Origin of the sequence: Dyadobacter luticola (assembly GCF_005860805.1) — a bacterium.
Taxonomy (GTDB): Bacteria; Bacteroidota; Bacteroidia; order Cytophagales; family Spirosomataceae; genus Dyadobacter; species Dyadobacter luticola.
Genome location: NZ_VCEJ01000005.1, coordinates 505,471 through 523,273, shown reverse-complemented (window position 1 = coordinate 523,273; position 17,803 = coordinate 505,471). Strand labels below are relative to the sequence as shown.

The window sequence follows — 17,803 nt, the reverse complement described above, 5'->3', positions numbered from 1 at the left end:
AAAATTAAAGATAATTCAAAAATGTAAAATAGTCCAAACTGGCAGCTGATCTACGATTTTCATCACCTTTTAAAAGCCAATCCGCTTCCTGCTATCCTGCAAAAAACCCTTCGAAGCAAACTCCTGCAACTCCTTTAACTCTTTCTCAAAACCGCCCGAAAGTATCGGGAAGCGGCACCAGGATCTTGGGTCGAGGTTAAGGTCGTCGAGGTGGAAAGAGGGGGCGTAACGTTCTCTTTTCCACTGGTTTCGGCTCCAAAGTTTGAAAAAACGTTCTGTCCAGCCAAGTAGCTGCTCCTCAGTGTAAATGCCTTTGTAGCGAATATACAGGTTCCGATAGGCTTCCAAAGGTGACTTTTTATCACGGATAGCAAGTCTTTCGAGGTCGTTCAAAAACTCGTAAGGCATCAAATCTGCCTCGTCGGTCTGGGTTTGGGCCAGAGGCCGCAGCTCCGCGGTGGGTTGCAGACTATTCACTTTTTTGAGTCCTTCAATACGGATATGTTTCCCTTTTACTTCGCACCCAGCGGTTTCGAGCCAGCGCAACCACTGCCGGAGGTAATGTTTGTCGATCCCCGCCAGCGGACTGATGCTGCCGGAAGTATCGCCGTCCATAGTCGCGTAACCTACCGCTGCCTCTGAGCGGTTGGACGTAGCCAGTAGCAAATGGTTTGAAATATTGGTCAGAAGCCATACGCCCGGGGCGCGCACCCTCGCCTGAATGTTCTGCAAGGCAATGTCATCCGTTTCCCAGGTCAGGTTGCGACCGATTTTTTCTTCAATCAGGTTTTTATATGTTTCCACCAAACCATTGATATTCACATTATAAAACGTAGATCCGATGGATTCCGCCAGCGACTGCGCCGATTCCAATGTATCCGAAGAACTATTCTCAGTACCCTGGTAAATGTTATGGATCAGGACTTTGGCAATTTCCTCCTCCGTCTTCACATCCTGAATATCTTTAATGTAAGATAACTTCTGTTTGAGCCGCTCCATCCCAATGCTTTCATCGGCCAGCCGGATCATCAGTCCGCACAATGCCGTACAAGCACAGGAATCCGCACCGCCCGAAAGCGAAATCGTAAATCCGTTTGACCTGCTTTTCCGCAGATAATCAAACAGCGCCAGACATTCCGCACGCGCAAATTCCTCTTCTTTCAATGCGCCACCTTTTTCAAATGCTTCTATTTCAGGAACCTGCGGCAGTACCGGATCGATTTCAGGAAAATCAAACCGACCATTTACCCGCCAGGTCCGATCCTTGTTCAGCATCGCGATTTTGCTCTGCACCTGGCTTAGCCGGGTGTATTCCGTATCGATTACCGCGGACGTGATCAGGAAATCTTCATAGCTGAAACGCGGACTTGACGCAAGCAAATCACCATTTGAAGCGATCATCGCATCACCATCATAAATGGCCCTGCCGGCCTCATTTCCCAGCAAGTTGGTATAAATATAACTGCAAGAAAATGCCCTGGAAGCGTCTACGACCAGTTTTTCGCGCGTCAAAAATTTATTAAAAGCAAAATGACTGGCACTCGGATTGAGAATAATGTCCACGCCCCGCTCATAATGTCTGCGCGCGGGCCGGTTGGAAACCCAGCCGTCTTCACAAATTTCAAAGCCCACACGCACACCGTGAGAACCGCCCTGCACCGGGCCGCTGGAAATGTCAAAAATCACATCGCCGATCGGATAGAACATTTGGTTTACCTCAATGCTTTCCACCACGCCAGGCTGCCACGGCCGGAACCACCGCGCCTCATAATGTATACCGTTATTGGCCAGATTTTGTTTACAGAAAAATCCTAAAATCTGTTTATTAGAGATCAGGCAAGCCGTATTGTACAGGCTGCTGTTATGCCGCACCGGAAGCCCCACCGCCACAATGATCCCCGCTGTTTCCTGCACAATTTCCAGCAGACATTTTTGCGCTTGCTCCACCATATCCGGAGCGAAGAAATAATCCTCGCAGCCATAACCCGTAATACACAATTCGGGCAAGCACAGCAGGCTTACCTGCTGTTTTTTGGCTTCCTCAATGGCTTGGATAATGTTTCTGGTATTGGTCTCCCACGCCATCGGCGTTTGGTTGACTACTCCGGATGCAACTTTGATCAACGGCATGAATACGGTATTTTAATGTCAGACGCGGTGAATCGGTAAAGATTCGTGCCGGCAACTTAATAAAAATTGCCTTCTAGGCGGGGTGAAGTTTTTCCCTATTTTTGTCAACGTAAAAATTAATTAACAGATTCCGCTTGCAATTTCCCTCTTTCATCGCCAAACGAATCCGCCACAACGAAGCAGGTTCCTTTTCTGCGACCGTCTCCCGGATCGGCGTTGCCAGTATTGCCATCGGAATCGCCGTCGGCATTATTTCCTTCGCCGTACTGCTCGGCTTTAAACAAACCATCCAGCAAAAGATCTTTCTTTTCGGAGCGCACTTGAATATCAGCGCATTTTCGCAGGGAAACGTTTACGAAGAAGGCCCGCTCGCACGCAAAAACCCTGTTGCCGATCTTTTACCGACCATTCCAGAAATCAAGAGATGGCAGGTTGTGGCGCATAAGTCTGGGATTTTGAAAACACCAGACGAGATCAAAGGAGTCCTGCTGAAAGGCGTCGGGCCGGATTATGATTGGGTTACATTTAAAAAGAGCCTTAGACAAGGCACATTGCTGACTTATAAAGATTCGTCTTCCATCAAATACGGCTACTCGTCCGAAATCCTGATCAGCCAGAAAATCGCAAAGCAGCTGCGACTCAAAACTGGTGACGATGTGATCATGTACTCCCTCCAAAATCCGCCGAGACCTCGTAAGCTGACCGTCGCCGGGATTTATGATACCGAAATGGAGGAATTTGACAACAATCTGATCATCGGCGACCTGGCGCTGATACAGCGGTTGAACGGCTGGGGCAAGGATTCGGTCGGGACTTATGAAGTGTATCTCAAAGATTTCAACAACCTGGATTATGTGACCAGCCTTCTGCGCAGCCGGGTGCCGCCGGGCATTTATCTTGCCAAAGTAACCAGCTCATTTCCGCAAATTTTCGACTGGCTGATCTTGCTGGACCGCAACACAGCCGTATTTTTAACATTAATACTCTTCGTCGCCTGCTTCAATATGATCTCCATTTTATTGGTCATGATCATGGAAAGAACGCCGCTGATTGGCTTACTGAAAACTTTGGGGAGCCCAAACCGGCAGATCCGGATGGTGTTTTTCAGGGTGGGGCTGCACATGGTGCAGAAAGGGGTATTGATCGGCAATGTCACCGGGCTTTTCGTCTGCTGGTTGCAATACAAATTCCAGCTGATCCCGCTCGACCCGGTCAATTACTACATGGATACCGTCCCCATCGTCTTCGACTGGCCTATTTTTATCATGGTCAATGTGGCTACGGTGGTGATTTCAGGATTAATTCTTTTGATCCCCACACTCATCATCACCAAAATCCAGCCGATCAAAGCGCTGCTTTTCAAGAAGTGAGAGTCAGGAAAGTAATTTGGTCAACAACTCGCCGGCAAACTTTTACCAAACCACCTTATGCAGTGCCTCCGCTGCTCTTAAAAGTGTATCATCATTTTTGGCAAAACAAAAACGTAAAGTCTTGAAATCCGTGATGTTATCATAAAAAGCAGAGACGGGGATCGATGCCACGCCGGTTTCGATGGTCAACCTTTCGGATAATGTGCGGTCGTTTTCGGGGGAGAGATTTGCGTAGGAAACATTCTGAAAAAAGCTGCCTTCCGATGGTCTTGTGATAAAACCGATATCATTGATGGCATCAAAAAACAGGTTTCGCTTGCGCTCGTAAAATTCGGAAAGTTTCAGGTAATGTTCCGGCTCGGCCAGGTGTTCCGCCACTGCAAACTGAATTGGCGTGACGACGCTGAAAACAACATACTGGTGAATTTTCCTGAATTCGGCGGTCAGTTTGGCGGGTGCAAGGCAGTAGCCCAGTTTCCAGCCGGTTGTATGAAATGTTTTACCAAATGAGCCGCAGGCAAATGTGCGCTCCGCCAAGCCGGGAATCGACGACGCGGAGATATGCTGGCGCCCGTCGAAAACAATGTGCTCATACACCTCGTCGCTGATCACAAACAAACCATTTTCTTCCGCCAGCGCCGCCAGATGCTGCAAATCGGATGCTTTCCAAACATTCCCCGTCGGATTATGCGGCGTGTTAACAAGGATCGCCCTGGTCTGCGGACTGATTTTGGAGGCGACAACATTCCAGTCAATCGTTTCATACTGCGGATCGAGCGTGACGAAAACCGGAATCCCGCCATTCAACTCGATGGCCGGGACGTAGCTGTCATAAGCCGGCTCAAAAACGATCACCTCATCGCCGCGCTGGACAACCGTGCTGATCGCCACAAAAAGTGCCTCCGTAGCGCCACTGGTGATGGTTATCTCGGATTCGGGATGGTATTCGTGACTGGACGAAGTAAAAATCTTTTGCGAAATCGCCTCCCGCAGAGCCATCACACCAGCCATGGGCGCATATTGGTTTTTGCCCGACCTGACATATTTATCAACCAAAACCTGCAACTCCGGCGCGCAGTCAAACTCCGGGAAACCCTGCGCCAGATTAATCGCCTGATGCTCCTCCGCCAGCTTCGACATTTTAGTAAAAATCGTTGTCCCGACCCTCGGAAGCTTGGACTGCATGCCTGATTTCAAAAACATATCTGGTAAATTTTTACAACAAAAACCCGCATCAGCGGCGATTGTCAAAGATAATGGTTGACAACCGTGCTCACGCGGGTTTGTTAGACGTGTCAATGTTTATTTTCTGTTCTTCCAGTCGTAAACTTCATCGAGAACGCTTTTTACATCGGGCGTACCGTCAAAATTATCATCGATGAATGTGTAGGCAACCCTCCTGTCTTTCCCAATTACAAATAAAGAGGGCGTGAAAACATCCTCAGAAATCCCTGCAATACGGTCCCAGATCGGCGAAGTTTCGGAGTACACACCATACGAGCGCGCCACATTGTAATTTTTATCATGATAAACCGGCAGCTCGATTTCAAGCTTTTTGGTGATCCGCTCAATTTCCTTCCGCGACTCATTTGTGAGAATCAAAACCTGCCCACCGAGTGCCTGCACCTCCGGAGCGAGCTTTTTCAGCATATCCAGATGTTTCGGCGCATACCGACCCCAGCAGTTGCAAAAAAAGCTCAGTACCAACGGTTTATATTGTAATAAATCAATCAAAGATGCCGATTCTCCAAAGCTGGAACCTGTGAGCGAAGTCACAGGAAAACCTTCTTCATTGCCCAGGTAAAAAAGCGGCGCGATATCCCCTCTTTTCAGCTCCTCAGCCGGTTCTGCCGCCACGCGCTGCTGGACTTGCAGCGTAGAAATGTTGCCGAGTTCGTCTTCTATTTCGTAATACATGATTTTGTCAGGAATGTGCTCAAATAATGTAACTAAGCCAAAGATATTATTAATCTATATATCCTACAAATTTAGTAGACTAATTTCTCCCGATTTATTTTTTAGTATAAAACAAAAATTGACTCTTATTGACTTAGGTCCTAGACATTCAAAATCATGCATTCCCTTCTCCGCTGGCTCTTTCTGGTTGCTTTTTCACTGATATTCTCAACGCTTTTTGCCCAAAATATCCAGTGGCAGGAAATCTATCCCGGCGTATGGAAAGGAGTTGCCGGGAAGCCTGATAGCTATGACCTGCTGAAAGCTGCCGATGTGACGCCGGCACCTGCATTACAAAAAATGGCGAAGGCAGATTTCCCGCTCAATGCGCAGGAAATCCATTTTCAGCTTAACTCCGGCAAGACTTACCTGCGGTTTCCGCTCGAAAGAAATGAGCAGCTTTTTGGCTTCGGGCTGAATTTCCAGACCATTCACCAGCGCGGAAAGATATTGCAATTGCACGCCGACCATTATGGCAAAACCGACAATGGCCGCACCCATGCCCCGACGCCCTTTTATGTATCGTCGAGCGGCTACGGCGTGTTCGTGAACTCGGCGAAGTACATGGATGTGTACGCGGGCTCACATGTGCGGAAAGATGCCCGGGAGCCGGCAAAAGTGATGGACCGCAATACGGATAATAATTGGGAAGCACACCCGTACTCCGATGCGGTGGAAATGCTAATCCCGGCCGAGGGCGTGGAAATCTACATTTTCGCCGGGCCGAAGCCTTTGAATGCCATACAGCGGTTTAACCTCCTGAGTGGCGGCGGGTGCCTGCCTCCGCGCTGGGGACTTGGGTTTACGCAGCGCGTGCACCGGCTGTCTACCTCGGAGCAGGTGAAGCAGGAGGCGAAAGCTTTTGAAGACAAAGGTTTCCCGCTTGATTTTATCGGTCTGGAACCCGGCTGGCAAAGCAAATCCTACCCCTGCACATTTGAATGGGACAAATCGAGATTTCCCGACCCGGCCAAATTTGTAAAGGAAATGGATGCGATGGGTATCAAGATCAATCTTTGGACAAATCCTTATGTATCTCCCGACGCGGCGATTTATCAGAAAATAAAACCCTACACAGGCTCACACCTCGTCTGGAATGGCATTGTGCCAGACTTGTCCATGCCCGAAGCCAGCAAGATTTTATTTGATCAGTTTGAAAAAGAACATGTAAAAATCGGTGTCAGCGGGTATAAGATCGACGAAGTGGATGGTTTCGATTCCTACGTTTGGCCGGACGTCGCTACTTTCCCTTCCGGGCATACTTCCGAGCAGATTCGCCAGACTTACGGTTTGCTGGTTCAAAAGCAGAGTTTCGAAATGTTCCGGCGGAATAATATGCGCACTTATGGCTTGGTGCGCGGCTCGAATGCGGGCGGCTCGTCGTTTCCTTATGTGATTTATAATGACAATTACAGCCACGAAGATTTTATTACCGCATTGATTAACAGTGGCTATGCGGGTGTTTTGTGGACGCCGGAGGTTCGCGCTTCCAAAACTGCGGAAGAGTGGCTGCGGCGGTTTCAAACCGTTTGTTTTTCCCCGATGGCGATGATCAATGCCTGGTCAAGCAGCATGGAGCCGTGGACATTTCCGGAAGTGGCGCCGCAGATCAAGGCCGTGGCCGAGCTGCGGATGAAGATGATGCCTTACTGGTATTCAGAGTTTGCCAAATACCATTATGAAGGCATTCCGCCTTTTCGCGGGATGAGTTTGGAAGAAGGTTTTGGTATCGACATTAAAAAAGAAAAGACAACCGCCAGTCTGGAAGATAACCCTTATGCAGAAGCAGTTACGCGTGAAGTGAAAGATCAGTACATGGCCGGGGAATATTTGCTGGTAGCCCCGCTTTTTACCGGACAAACCACCCGCAAAGTGATTTTACCAAAAGGAAAATGGTATGACTTCTACACCGGAAAATTCGTGGGCGACGGGGAGGTGATCAGCATTACGCCGGGCCTGGACCAGATTCCGGTTTATGTAAAAGACGGCGGGATTATTCCAATGATGCCCATGAAACTGCATGCGCCGAAATCGGGCGAGAAAGTGGACCTGGAAATCAGGCATTATGGTGAGAAAAACAGCAGCTATAAACTGTACGACGACGACGGGAATACATTCGATTACGAAAAAGGAATGTTCGCGTGGCGGGAAATCAAAGTCGAAAAACAGAAAAATGGCAGCTTCAAAGGCAGTATTTCAAAAGAAGAATCCGGCAAACCCAACAACATTGGCGCAGTCACCTGGCGCTTTATGACACCTTAATGTTGACTTTCGAACCGACCGAGGAATCCCGTAAAATCAGGGAAGTTTGGAGCGACCGGATTTCATAGTCGCCGGTTTTTTGTGGATGTTCGATGAGGCGGATCAGCAATTCCACAGCCTGCTGGCCCATTTCCATCGCCGGTTGCACGACGGCAGTCAGTGGCGGATTTAATAACTCAGCGACGCTAATGTTGGTAAAACCGACGATCGCGATTTCTTCCGGGATTTTAATGTGGCGTTTTTGTAATACGGCCATGCAGCCGGTAGTAAGCCGGTCGCTGGCGGTGAAAAAGGCGTCGGGCGGCTCAGGGAGGTTGAGTAACTCTTCCATCGCGGCTTCATTTTCTTCCACCACTTTGCCGCCATAAATGCAGTATTTCACCAGCGATTCGTCAAAAGGAATGTCGAAATCTTCCAGCGCTTTTTTATAACCCGCCAGTCGCTCGGTGGTGATAGACAGGTAGATAGGACTCGTCACGTGTGCAATTCTTCTCCGCCCGCTTTCGATCAGGTGGACTGTCGCCCGGTAGCTCCCGTCGAAATTATCAGCTACCACCTTATGTGTTTCGATTTCCTTGGGTACCCGATCCAGAAAAACGATCGGCAGCCCTTTTTCCATCAAATCCTGAAAGTGAAATAAATTTGTGGTAAGGCTTGCCAGCGAAATCAGCAGACCATCCACCTTCCTGGAAACCAAGTAATTGGTATTGGCTACTTCCCGCTCGTAAGAATCGTGGCTTTGAAAAATAACTACGTGGTAACCCAGATTATACGCGATGGACTCGATGCCATTGATGAGCTGGGAAAAGAAATGATTGGCGATTTCGGGAATAATGACACCTATCGACTTGCTCTTACTGTCTTTCAGGCTCAGTGCGATCGGATTGGGCCGGTAATTCATCTTTTCGGCATACTCCATCACCAGTCTTTTGGTTTCGGGGTTGATCTCATAGCTGTTGCGCAGCGCCCGTGAAACCGTAGAAGTTGAGAGATTTAATGCTTTGGCAATATCCTTGATTGTAATTGCTTCCAAGATAATTTGGTTTGTTCGATCTTATCAATGTACAAATGGCAACGTTCCCGATAACGATTGCACAAAAAAAGACAATTTAGTATTTGATATTTCTAATTATTCAATCTAAACTCGTTTGCGTGAAGCGCTTTCTTCTACCGACGCTAAATTTAGAGCTTACCCCGAAAAACACAAGTCCCAATTTCTCATCGAACCTCAGCCAAAATGCAGATACGCTTTGAAAGCAGTCCCCGGGAAGTACCCCAAATGAATACCGATACCCTTCGTGAAAATTTCCTGGTAGAAAACATTTTTCAGCCCGACCAGATCAATTTCGTCTATACACATTACGACAGAGTGATGATCGGCGGCGCGATTCCGGTCAACAATATTTTGCAGCTTGAAACTTACGATGCTTTAAAATCGCAATATTTCCTTGAAAGAAGGGAAATTGGCATCATCAACATTGGCGGCCGCGGGCATATTTCTGCGGACGGGACCAGTTATGACATTGAAAAACTGGGCTGTTTTTACGCCGGCAAAGAAACCCAGTCGCTAACATTGGCTAGCGCAGACGCAGCGAATCCGGCCGTTTTTTACCTGCTATCTTCCCCGGCGCACCAGAAATATCCGAACCAACTTTTCACAAAAGAAGACGCTACGCCGGTAACCGTGGGAAGTGTGGAGACATCCAATCACCGGACGATTTACAAATACATTCATAAAGACGGCATCCAGAGCGCGCAGCTGGTGATGGGTCTTACGGTGCTGCAAACCGGCAGCGTCTGGAACACCATGCCCGCCCACGTCCACGACCGGCGGATGGAGGCTTACTGTTATTTTGATGTGCCCGAAAATCAGCGCGTATTGCATTTGATGGGTCAGCCTGCCGAAACGCGGCATTTGTGGGTCGCTGACAGGCAGGCAGTTATCTCGCCGCCGTGGTCGATACATTCGGGCTGCGGTACTTCCAATTATTCATTTATCTGGGGGATGGCCGGGGAAAACAAAGATTACACCGACATGGACGCAGTTTTGATTCCCGATTTAAAATAGCAACGTATATGGACGACAGGGAAGCAGAACAATTTATTTACGATACTGATATTTCGTGGGAAGATCTGGGCGGGGGACTAAGGCGCAAAGTTATGGGCTACGACGAGAACATCATGATGGTGAAAGTCGAATTTGAGCAAGGTGGCGTCGGCACGTTGCACAGCCATTTTCACACGCAAATGAGTTACGTAGAAAGCGGGGAATTTGAAATTATCATCGGTGAAGTGAGGAAAACGCTTAAAAAAGGCGACGCCTACCACATTCCGCCCAACATTGAGCATGGGGCGCTTTGCCTGCAAGCCGGGACACTGGTGGATATTTTCACGCCGATGCGCGAAGATTTTGTGAAATAGTTTTTCCAAAAAGCGACAAATCATGGGACATCTTTTTCGGGAAACATTACGGCAGTTACGCAACCAGCCCGGGCTCACAGTTCCGGACGATGCTGTTTTTCACCTGCCCGAAAAGGTACTGCAATTTGGTACCGGCGCTTTCCTTCGCGGGCTGGCCGATTATTTTATTGACAAAGCCAACAGGAATGGTGTTTTCAATGGTCGGATCGTGGTTGTAAAATCGACCGATGATGGCGATTTGAAGGCTTTCGACCGGCAGGATAATCTGTACACCATTTGCACGAGGGGAATCAAAAATGGCGAGGCGCAGGAGGAAAACATCATTTCTTCGGCGATCAGCCGGGTTTTGTATGCCAAAACACAATGGTCGCTCGTGCTGGACCTAGCCAAAAACCCTGCGGTTTCGATTGTTATTTCAAATACGACGGAAATAGGCATTCAGCTCGTGCAGGACGATATTTACCAGTGGCCGCCGGTGTCGTTTCCCGGCAAGCTACTGGCATTTTTATATGCGAGATATATGGCTTTCGGCGGTAATCCTGATTTTGGCGTGACCATTATACCCACCGAGCTGATCACAGATAATGGTAAAAAACTGGAAGCCATCGTACTGGAACTGGCCCACCGGAATGGTCTCGAACCTGCATTTATTGATTGGATTGAAAAACATAATGCATTCTGTAACTCACTGGTAGACCGCATTGTACCCGGAAAACCGGACCCCGCCAGGCTGAAAAACTTTGAAGAAGAGCTAGGATACCAGGACGATTTGCTGATTACTGCCGAAAGTTATCGTTTATGGGCGATCGAGGGCGATGAGCGGATCCGGCAAAAGCTGCCTTTTTTCGGGGTCGACCCGGGGATGATCATTGAACCCGACATTGAGCTTTACCGCGAATTGAAGCTGCGCCTGCTCAATGGCGCACATACTTTGGGCGGCGGACTGGCGCATTTATGCGGCTTTCCGACGGTGGTGGAGGCGATGGAAAATCCGTTTTTTGCCAGCTATCTCGCACATTTAATGGAAGCCGAAATCGCGCCGGCAATCCCCTACCCGGTGGAAAAACTGGTTGCAGTGAATTTTAGCCGACAAGTGCTCGAACGTTTCAGAAACCCGCACATTCAGCATAAGTGGCTGAACATCACCCAAAATTATTCCGCCAAAATTGTGTCACGGGTGATGCCGACTTTTTTTGAATTTGAGAAAATCCATGGTACTGTGCCTGAATACATGGTTTTCGGTTTCGCCACTTATTTGTATTACATGAAAGCCGTGCGGAAGGATGGCGACCAGTATTTTGGTTTTTCAAATGGCAAACATTATCCCATCCAGGATCAGAAAGCCCAGTATTTTTATCAAAAATGGCAGCTCGCTTCGATCACTGATATGGTACGGATTATCCTGAAAGAACAATCACTTTGGGGTAAAGATCTTTCCCGGAATCATGTGCTCGTAAGCCAGATCAGCGCACATCTGGAATCTTTCAAACAAATCGGTACCTTTGAAACGCTTCAAAATTTTCTCAAAAAAGTCGAGTACGCCTGAATCCTGAACCAACATGAAAAGAACATTATTCCTCCTTGCATTCCTTATCCTAAGTAACACATTGTTGATGGCGCAGGGCGACGAAAAAGCCATCGCCGACGCCGTCGAAAAACTACGCGTAGCATTGGTCGACGCCAACGAAGCCGACCTGGACAAGCTGACCTCTCCGATGCTTAGCTACGGACATTCAAATGGGCTTTTGGAAGACAAAAAAGCATTCATCCGCGCGCTCACTAGCGGCGACGCTAACTTTACTAAAATCGAGCTGAGTGAGCAAACCATCACTATTTCCGGCGATGTAGCTCTGGTACGGCACCACCTCGTTGGCGAAACGCATAACAAAGGCAAAGAACCCGCGCCTATCAACATTCGCGTTTTGCTGGTTTTTCAGAAAGTAAAGGGTAACTGGCTGCTGCTTGGCAGGCAGGCTTTTAAGTTTTAGCAGGGATATCAAAAAAGCCTGGAAAAGCAAAAGTTATTATTTCTTTTGATCGTAAAATATGATCGGCCCGTTGAAGTAACCTTTAACTTGCTTTCCATTACTTTCAATGCAATCGAATGTGATGACATAGTTGTCTTTGTCTTTCGCAACCTTCACCGTGCCTGAAATCATTTCGTACTTGGTCTGCCGCCTGGTGACAAAATCCGCGTCGAAAACGGCATAGGAATACACGAAGCTATTGACTTTATAAGGTCCCTGAGAGTAATCAAAGGAATAGTCTCCGACTGTCAGCTCACCGTCACCATTGGTCAGCAATTCAAATAAAATGGCATGTCCCACGCCATAAATGGAGTCAATTTTGGCACCATTCGCGCGGATTTTAACGCCGGAGGAAGTCAGGAAAAGTTGTTCAACATTCCCTTCATGCGGTGGATATTTGCCATATTCGATAATCAAACCATTCGCGAGATCATACTCCTTTCCGTCGTACGTCATGGTACTCTTCGGCGCCACTTCCTCATCATCCTTGCAACCAGTCAAGACAGCACAAAAACACAAAATGGCAAAAAGGTAACTGGTAAATGTTTTCATGCTGTTTAGTTTAGGTTAAAAGGAAGTTGAAATAAAAAACACTCAGGCAGTATTTTAAAATTGGTACGCCTGAGTGCCAGAAGCTATCGTATTTACTTTTACTTAACCGGATCAATAAGTGTCAATCCTGCTATTCTGTCAAAATGCTTTTTGTTTAATGTCGCAAGCTTGTAATTGTGGGCTATCGCTGTGGCGCCAATGATGATGTCCGGAATTTCAATCAGTTTATTTGAAGCTTTTAATTGCTTGAAAACCTGCACGGCAATGTCATTTACGTTACGATCAAATGATAACACCTCAACATTGCTGAAAAAAGCCTCCCAAAAAATATCTTTAATTTCTTTACTCCCGGTCAAAATCTCATATTCAGTCACAACAGATACCGCAAAGACATTGTAGGTATTGGTTAGGTTATAGAAAAACGATTTGGTCTTATCCTTTTTTCTATAAAAATCAATGAGGACGGACGTATCAAGACATATTACTTCTTTCTCCATACATTCCAGGACTCTCTGTTTTGCTTAAAATCCTTCAATTGGTCATCTGTCATCACGGGGCCGGATAATAAAAATCGTTGGAAGTCAGAAATCTCCTTTTCTGCTTTGTTTTCAATAAAATCCGTGTTCAAATCAGATTTTAATTGTATGATTTTAGCTGCTGGCAACTGTTTTGCCAGCTTCAAAATCTGCTCATATTCAACATTGATCGTTAATTCCATATCTCTCCAAATTCTCATACTAAATTAACAAAACGCAACATATTTTCACTTCTTATCAATGTGCAGGCCGCTCCGGTACCGGCGCGGAGGCGTGGTAATTTCTTTGAATTATATCTGCGTACCGGTCAAGCAGCTCGATTACTTTATCCCTTGATTTTGAGCGGACGACGAGCCCGACGTGATAGGGTTCTTCCATGCGCCAGACGATTTCGGGATCATTGAAAACCGACATATCCGGCCATTCCTGGCGGGTGAGCGAGATAATGATGCCTGAATATTCCTTCCGGACGGGCGGCAGTTTGTAATTATCACCTCTGGCCTCGGCAGTTTCCATTCTGGCCCACTCTTTCCAAAGGTTGATGCCCGAAGAAGCATCGACCATTTCGGATAAATTGGCTCCCCCGACGCGGGAAGAAGTTTCCAGAAAATAATATTTCCCGTCTTCATGGCAGCGGATTACTTCGGTATGAGACGCGCTGTGTTTCAGGCCAAATGCTTTCAGCAGATCAACGGCCAATGTTTCCAGTGCATGATCTTCCGAAGAATCGAACGGAACCGTTACCGATCGGAAAATGCCGCCGCCGTGCGCCACATCGAAAGGTGGTGCAAGGTATTTGCTGTTCCAGGAAAAAATCACCCTGCCATTATACGAAATTGAATCCACGTGGTATACATCTCCCGGCTTGAACTGCTCCACCAGGTAAGAATGCCTTTTATCGCCCAGATCATGGATGGTCTGCCATAATTCACTCGCCTCGTGCAACTTTTTGATACCCGTCGCAGAAGCTTCGGAGCGTGGTTTTACCATCCATGGCCCCGGATATTTTTCGATAAAACGATTGATTTCATCATCATTAAAAAGCGCCGAAAAACCCGGCACCAGAATGCCCGACTCGGCGGCTTTGGTACGCATGGCCAGCTTGTCGCGGAAATACCGGCCCGTCGTTTGCCCCATGCCCGGTATCCTGAAATATTCGCGGATATGCGCGGCTTTTTCCACATCAAAATCATCCAGCGCCACCACGCGGTCGATCGGTCGGGTGCGCATGACGTACGCCAGACCGTTGATGATCTCATTCATGTTATACCGGCCATCTTCCTTCTCCTCCACATAAAAAAATTCATCCACCGACTCCCTCGCCCACGGTTTGTTTTCCAGCTTTTTCGCGGTGATCAAATAGACCTTGTTACCTGCTTCCTTGCAGGCTCTCAGAAAGTCGTTACCCTTGAAATATGTCGATATGCAGAGGAAAGTAAGCGGTCGGGTCATAAGCGTAGATTTGGTGGAAAGTGCCAGAATTTACATAATATAAATTTGATTTCCTTATTCGGCAGCTGTCAAAATAGTTAAATACTGGCGCAAAAGCCGGATGCCGTAAGCGGTGCCTGCCCGCCCCGGCGCGAATTCCATGTCACCAAAAGCCATCCCTGCAATGTCCAGATGCGCCCAGGCCGCGTGGCTTTCCGTGAAAACTTCCAGGAATTTCGCAGCGACGATCGCGCCGGCCAGCGGCTTGCCATGGTAGTTTTTCAAGTCGGCAATGTCGGAGGAAATCTCTTCCTTGTATTCGTTCCAGACCGGCAGCCGCCAGAGCCGCTCACCGGTGATTTCGCCTGCTTTCGTGAGTTCTTCGGCCAAGGTATCATTGGGTGTAAATAATCCGGCCGCTTCGTAACCCAATGTCTGGATCACGCTGCCGGTCAATGTGGCGAGGTCGATGAGCACGTCAGGAGCGTATTCTTTTACCGCATAACTGAGTCCGTCGGCAAGGATCAGCCGGCCTTCGGCGTCGGTATCAATTACTTCAATGGTTTTTCCGGAGTATGAACCGATCACATCGCCCGGCTTGGTCGAGGAGCCGTCGACGCAATTTTCGGTGGACGGGATGACACCGATAATCCTCACGGGCAAATTCAGTTGAACAGCCAGTTCAATCGTCCCCAAAACCGCCGCCGCGCCGCCCATATCGCTTTTCATCAAATGCATATTGGCCGAAGGTTTAATCGAAATGCCGCCGGTATCAAACGTGACGCCTTTTCCAACCAGCGCGACGGTTTTTTGATAATGTTCAGGCTTGTATTCCGAAACGATCATCACCGGCGGCACGTCGCTGCCTTTGTTCACCGCCAGCAAAGCATGCATACCGAGTTCTTCCAGTTTAGGTTTATCAAAAACAGTCACCAGGTAATTATTTGCTCTTCCGGATTCTACTGCCCACTCCGCCAATGTTGCGGGTGTTTTGTAATTCCCAGGCGCATTCATGAGGTCCATGATGCGTATCTGGACAAGCGCAGTTTTGGAAGCATTGGAAATAGCATTGTCGAGAGAATCCCCTTGATTGACCAGCACAAACAATGTTCCCTCTTTGAAAAAGGTACTGACAGGTTTCGGCTCGGTTTTATAAAGTTGCAGATTATAGCCGCCCAGCATCATTCCGTTAATCGCAAATTCCACCCACTCGGCGCCAAAACCCCGCGCATCCAGCGTAATCTGCTCCGGCCAGCGATCTTTTCTTTTGAAAAATAAAGACCTGAAAATCTTGATAATCGCAGGCAGCTTCGGCGTCTTGCCCAGACCTACCCAAAGTTCTTTGGAAGAAAACCACCAAACCTCTCCTTTTTCGGCCTTGAACATCGCCTGATTTTCCGGCTCCGAACCTTGCTCAAATGGTCTGATTACTAATATATCTTCGTCTATTTCCTGTATTTGCCTGATCTGCATTGCATTGAATTTTAAAAACATAAAAAAAGCAAAGACAATATAAGTCTTTGCTTTTGAAAGTGCTTGCTATGAAAATGTAATCCCGATTAGTCGAGGCCGCCTTTGCGGGTTGCTTTTCTCTGCTCCGGCCACGTGCCCGGCTTGCCGTCAGCATTTGCGGGTAAAATCGCTTTGTCGCGGGAAGTTTTTGCTGGATCTTCGCTCGCTTCGTAGGCCATGATCGCGGCGATGATGGCGTTCGTACGGACGTCGTCGAAAACCACTTTATCATACGTGTCGCGGTTGGTATGCCAGGTATAGGTGCCGTAAGACCAATTCAAAGAGCTCAGCGAAAATGCCGGCGCGCCAGCTGCTACGAATGATGCGAAGTCAGAACCGCCGCCGCCGGGTGCACCAGGGAATTTGGTTTCAATACCCGCTTTGTACGCTTCCGGCACGTGGCTCAGCCAGCGGCCCAGGTAATCGTATGAATTCACAAAACCCTGACCCTGCAAATTCACGACGCGGCCGGTACCATTATCTTGGTTGAACAACGCCTGAATGTTCTGTACGATTTCCGGATGGTCCTCCACGAAAGCCCTCGAACCATTCAAACCCTGCTCCTCACTTCCCCAATGTCCCACCAGAATCGTTCTTTTAGGGTTTGGATAAACCTTTTTCAAGATCCGCATCGCCTCCATCATCACGATCGTGCCGGTACCATTATCCGTCGCGCCCGAGCCGCCGTCCCACGAATCGAAATGCGCGGAAAGGAGCACGTATTCATTCGGTTTTTCAGTTCCTTTAATTTCGCCGATCGTATTGAATGTCTGGCTGATACCCGTTTCTTTTGAGTCGGCGCGCACACTGATTTTCGGTGTGTTACCCGATTCCGCGAGCCGGTATAGCAAGCCGTAATCTTCCAGGGAAATGTCCACAGTCGGTACTTTTTTGGTATAAGCTCCAAAAATTTTATTAGCCCCGAAACCCTTTGACCAATAACTCATTACGACGCCTGCTGCGCCTGCTTTTTCCAGAGCCGGAGGTAATGTACGGGTGGTGTAGCCGGTTTTTTTCATGCGGGCTGTCCAGGCTTCGGTTTGCGCATCGCGGTCTTTTTTCATTTTTTCAAAAGACTCTTTCGTCGCAAATTCCTGCCAGTTATAGTCCGGGCGGCCAGTCGGCTGGTTCATGCTGATCATCACAAATTTACCTTTCACCGACGGCAGCCATTTTTGCAAAGCCACAGAATCAGCCACATCCGGCAAAATAATTACATCGCCCGTCACCGGTTTTCCGCCTGTGCCCGGGCTCCATGCCAGCTGCATTCCTTCCAGCGATTTCACCCGCGGCGCGATCATATCAATGTGCGAAACGCCCCGCTCCCAGCCGCGCCATTCGCCCCATTTTTCATTTTTTGCAGTAATGTTCCAGCCTTTGTATTTGGCCACGGCCCACTCGTGCGCCTGCATCATCTGCGGCGACCCCACCAGCCTCGGCCCGATCACGTCCATCAGCTCGTGCGCCAGTTTTTCCAGTTGCGAGTTTTCCGTCGCTTCTTTGACAATGTTATCCACAACCGGATCTTTACTTTGCGCGTACCCGGAATGTACGTGCAGCGTCGAGGTGAGAATGATCAGTAAGAAAAATTTTTTCATGAAAATGA

16 protein-coding genes are annotated in these 17,803 nt (G+C 48.2%); 6 read left to right on the top strand and 10 right to left on the bottom strand.

The window, feature by feature from the left end:
* Nucleotides 1-69: 69 nt before the first annotated feature.
* Entirely contained in the window at nt 70-2,130 is a 2,061-nt protein-coding gene (gene nadE, locus FEN17_RS21300; protein WP_138367407.1) for an NAD(+) synthase, read from the bottom strand.
* Nucleotides 2,131-2,264: 134 nt separating this feature from the next.
* On the opposite strand from nadE, the gene FEN17_RS21295 reads away from it, so the two are divergent.
* Nucleotides 2,265-3,500, top strand: a complete 1,236-nt coding sequence (locus FEN17_RS21295) for an ABC transporter permease (protein ID WP_138367406.1) — start codon at nt 2,265-2,267, stop codon at nt 3,498-3,500.
* Nucleotides 3,501-3,542: 42 nt separating this feature from the next.
* Here the strand turns inward: FEN17_RS21295 and FEN17_RS21290 are convergent, their stop codons facing one another.
* Nucleotides 3,543-4,703: a methionine aminotransferase gene (locus FEN17_RS21290; RefSeq protein WP_138367405.1), complete on the bottom strand. Its 1,161-nt coding sequence runs from the start codon at nt 4,701-4,703 to the stop codon at nt 3,543-3,545.
* A gap of 99 nt (nt 4,704-4,802) precedes the next feature.
* The gene (locus FEN17_RS21285; protein WP_138367404.1) at nt 4,803-5,417 is read right to left on the bottom strand and encodes a peroxiredoxin family protein; all 615 of its coding nucleotides are present in this window, start codon (nt 5,415-5,417) and stop codon (nt 4,803-4,805) included.
* Between the two features lie 156 nt (nt 5,418-5,573).
* Here FEN17_RS21285 and FEN17_RS21280 point away from each other — a divergent pair, with 156 nt between their 5' ends.
* On the top strand, nt 5,574-7,718 hold the full coding sequence (locus FEN17_RS21280; protein ID WP_138367403.1) for a glycoside hydrolase family 31 protein: 2,145 nt from the start codon (nt 5,574-5,576) through the stop codon (nt 7,716-7,718).
* Here FEN17_RS21280 and FEN17_RS21275 read toward each other — a convergent pair.
* The gene (locus FEN17_RS21275; RefSeq protein ID WP_138367402.1) at nt 7,705-8,751 is read right to left on the bottom strand and encodes a LacI family DNA-binding transcriptional regulator; all 1,047 of its coding nucleotides are present in this window, start codon (nt 8,749-8,751) and stop codon (nt 7,705-7,707) included. The two genes, FEN17_RS21280 and FEN17_RS21275, sit on opposite strands and share 14 nt — an antisense overlap.
* 204 nt (nt 8,752-8,955) lie before the next feature.
* On the opposite strand from FEN17_RS21275, the gene kduI reads away from it, so the two are divergent.
* From kduI to FEN17_RS21255, 4 genes are read left to right on the top strand one after another with little or no spacing between them, the layout of a single operon-like run.
* Nucleotides 8,956-9,786, top strand: coding sequence for a 5-dehydro-4-deoxy-D-glucuronate isomerase (gene kduI, locus FEN17_RS21270; protein ID WP_138367401.1), 831 nt, complete (start codon nt 8,956-8,958; stop codon nt 9,784-9,786).
* 8 nt (nt 9,787-9,794) lie between these two features.
* Nucleotides 9,795-10,139 carry a cupin domain-containing protein gene (locus tag FEN17_RS21265; RefSeq protein WP_138367400.1) on the top strand — a complete coding sequence of 115 codons (345 nt, stop codon included), beginning with the start codon at nt 9,795-9,797 and terminating at the stop codon, nt 10,137-10,139.
* 22 nt (nt 10,140-10,161) lie between these two features.
* Nucleotides 10,162-11,685, top strand: coding sequence for a tagaturonate reductase (locus tag FEN17_RS21260; protein WP_138367399.1), 1,524 nt, complete (start codon nt 10,162-10,164; stop codon nt 11,683-11,685).
* Nucleotides 11,686-11,698: 13 nt separating this feature from the next.
* Entirely contained in the window at nt 11,699-12,127 is a 429-nt protein-coding gene (locus tag FEN17_RS21255) for a nuclear transport factor 2 family protein (protein WP_138367398.1), read from the top strand.
* Between the two features lie 36 nt (nt 12,128-12,163).
* Here FEN17_RS21255 and FEN17_RS21250 read toward each other — a convergent pair whose 3' ends face one another.
* The 6 genes from FEN17_RS21250 to FEN17_RS21225 all read right to left on the bottom strand — a co-directional run bounded on the left by FEN17_RS21250 (nt 12,164) and on the right by FEN17_RS21225 (nt 17,795).
* On the bottom strand, nt 12,164-12,718 hold the full coding sequence (locus FEN17_RS21250) for a hypothetical protein (protein ID WP_138367397.1): 555 nt from the start codon (nt 12,716-12,718) through the stop codon (nt 12,164-12,166).
* A gap of 98 nt (nt 12,719-12,816) precedes the next feature.
* A complete protein-coding gene (locus FEN17_RS21245; protein ID WP_138367396.1) occupies nt 12,817-13,215 on the bottom strand; it encodes a type II toxin-antitoxin system VapC family toxin in 399 nt (132 codons plus the stop codon).
* Nucleotides 13,200-13,436, bottom strand: a complete 237-nt coding sequence (locus FEN17_RS21240) for a hypothetical protein (protein WP_138367395.1) — start codon at nt 13,434-13,436, stop codon at nt 13,200-13,202. Before FEN17_RS21240 ends, FEN17_RS21245 begins: the two co-directional genes overlap by 16 nt.
* A gap of 55 nt (nt 13,437-13,491) precedes the next feature.
* The gene (locus tag FEN17_RS21235) at nt 13,492-14,706 is read right to left on the bottom strand and encodes an ATP-grasp domain-containing protein (RefSeq protein WP_138367394.1); all 1,215 of its coding nucleotides are present in this window, start codon (nt 14,704-14,706) and stop codon (nt 13,492-13,494) included.
* Nucleotides 14,707-14,760: 54 nt separating this feature from the next.
* A complete protein-coding gene (locus FEN17_RS21230) occupies nt 14,761-16,158 on the bottom strand; it encodes a leucyl aminopeptidase family protein (protein ID WP_138367393.1) in 1,398 nt (465 codons plus the stop codon).
* Between the two features lie 86 nt (nt 16,159-16,244).
* The gene (locus FEN17_RS21225) at nt 16,245-17,795 is read right to left on the bottom strand and encodes a M20/M25/M40 family metallo-hydrolase (protein WP_138367392.1); all 1,551 of its coding nucleotides are present in this window, start codon (nt 17,793-17,795) and stop codon (nt 16,245-16,247) included.
* Between the last annotated feature and the right edge of the window lie 8 nt (nt 17,796-17,803).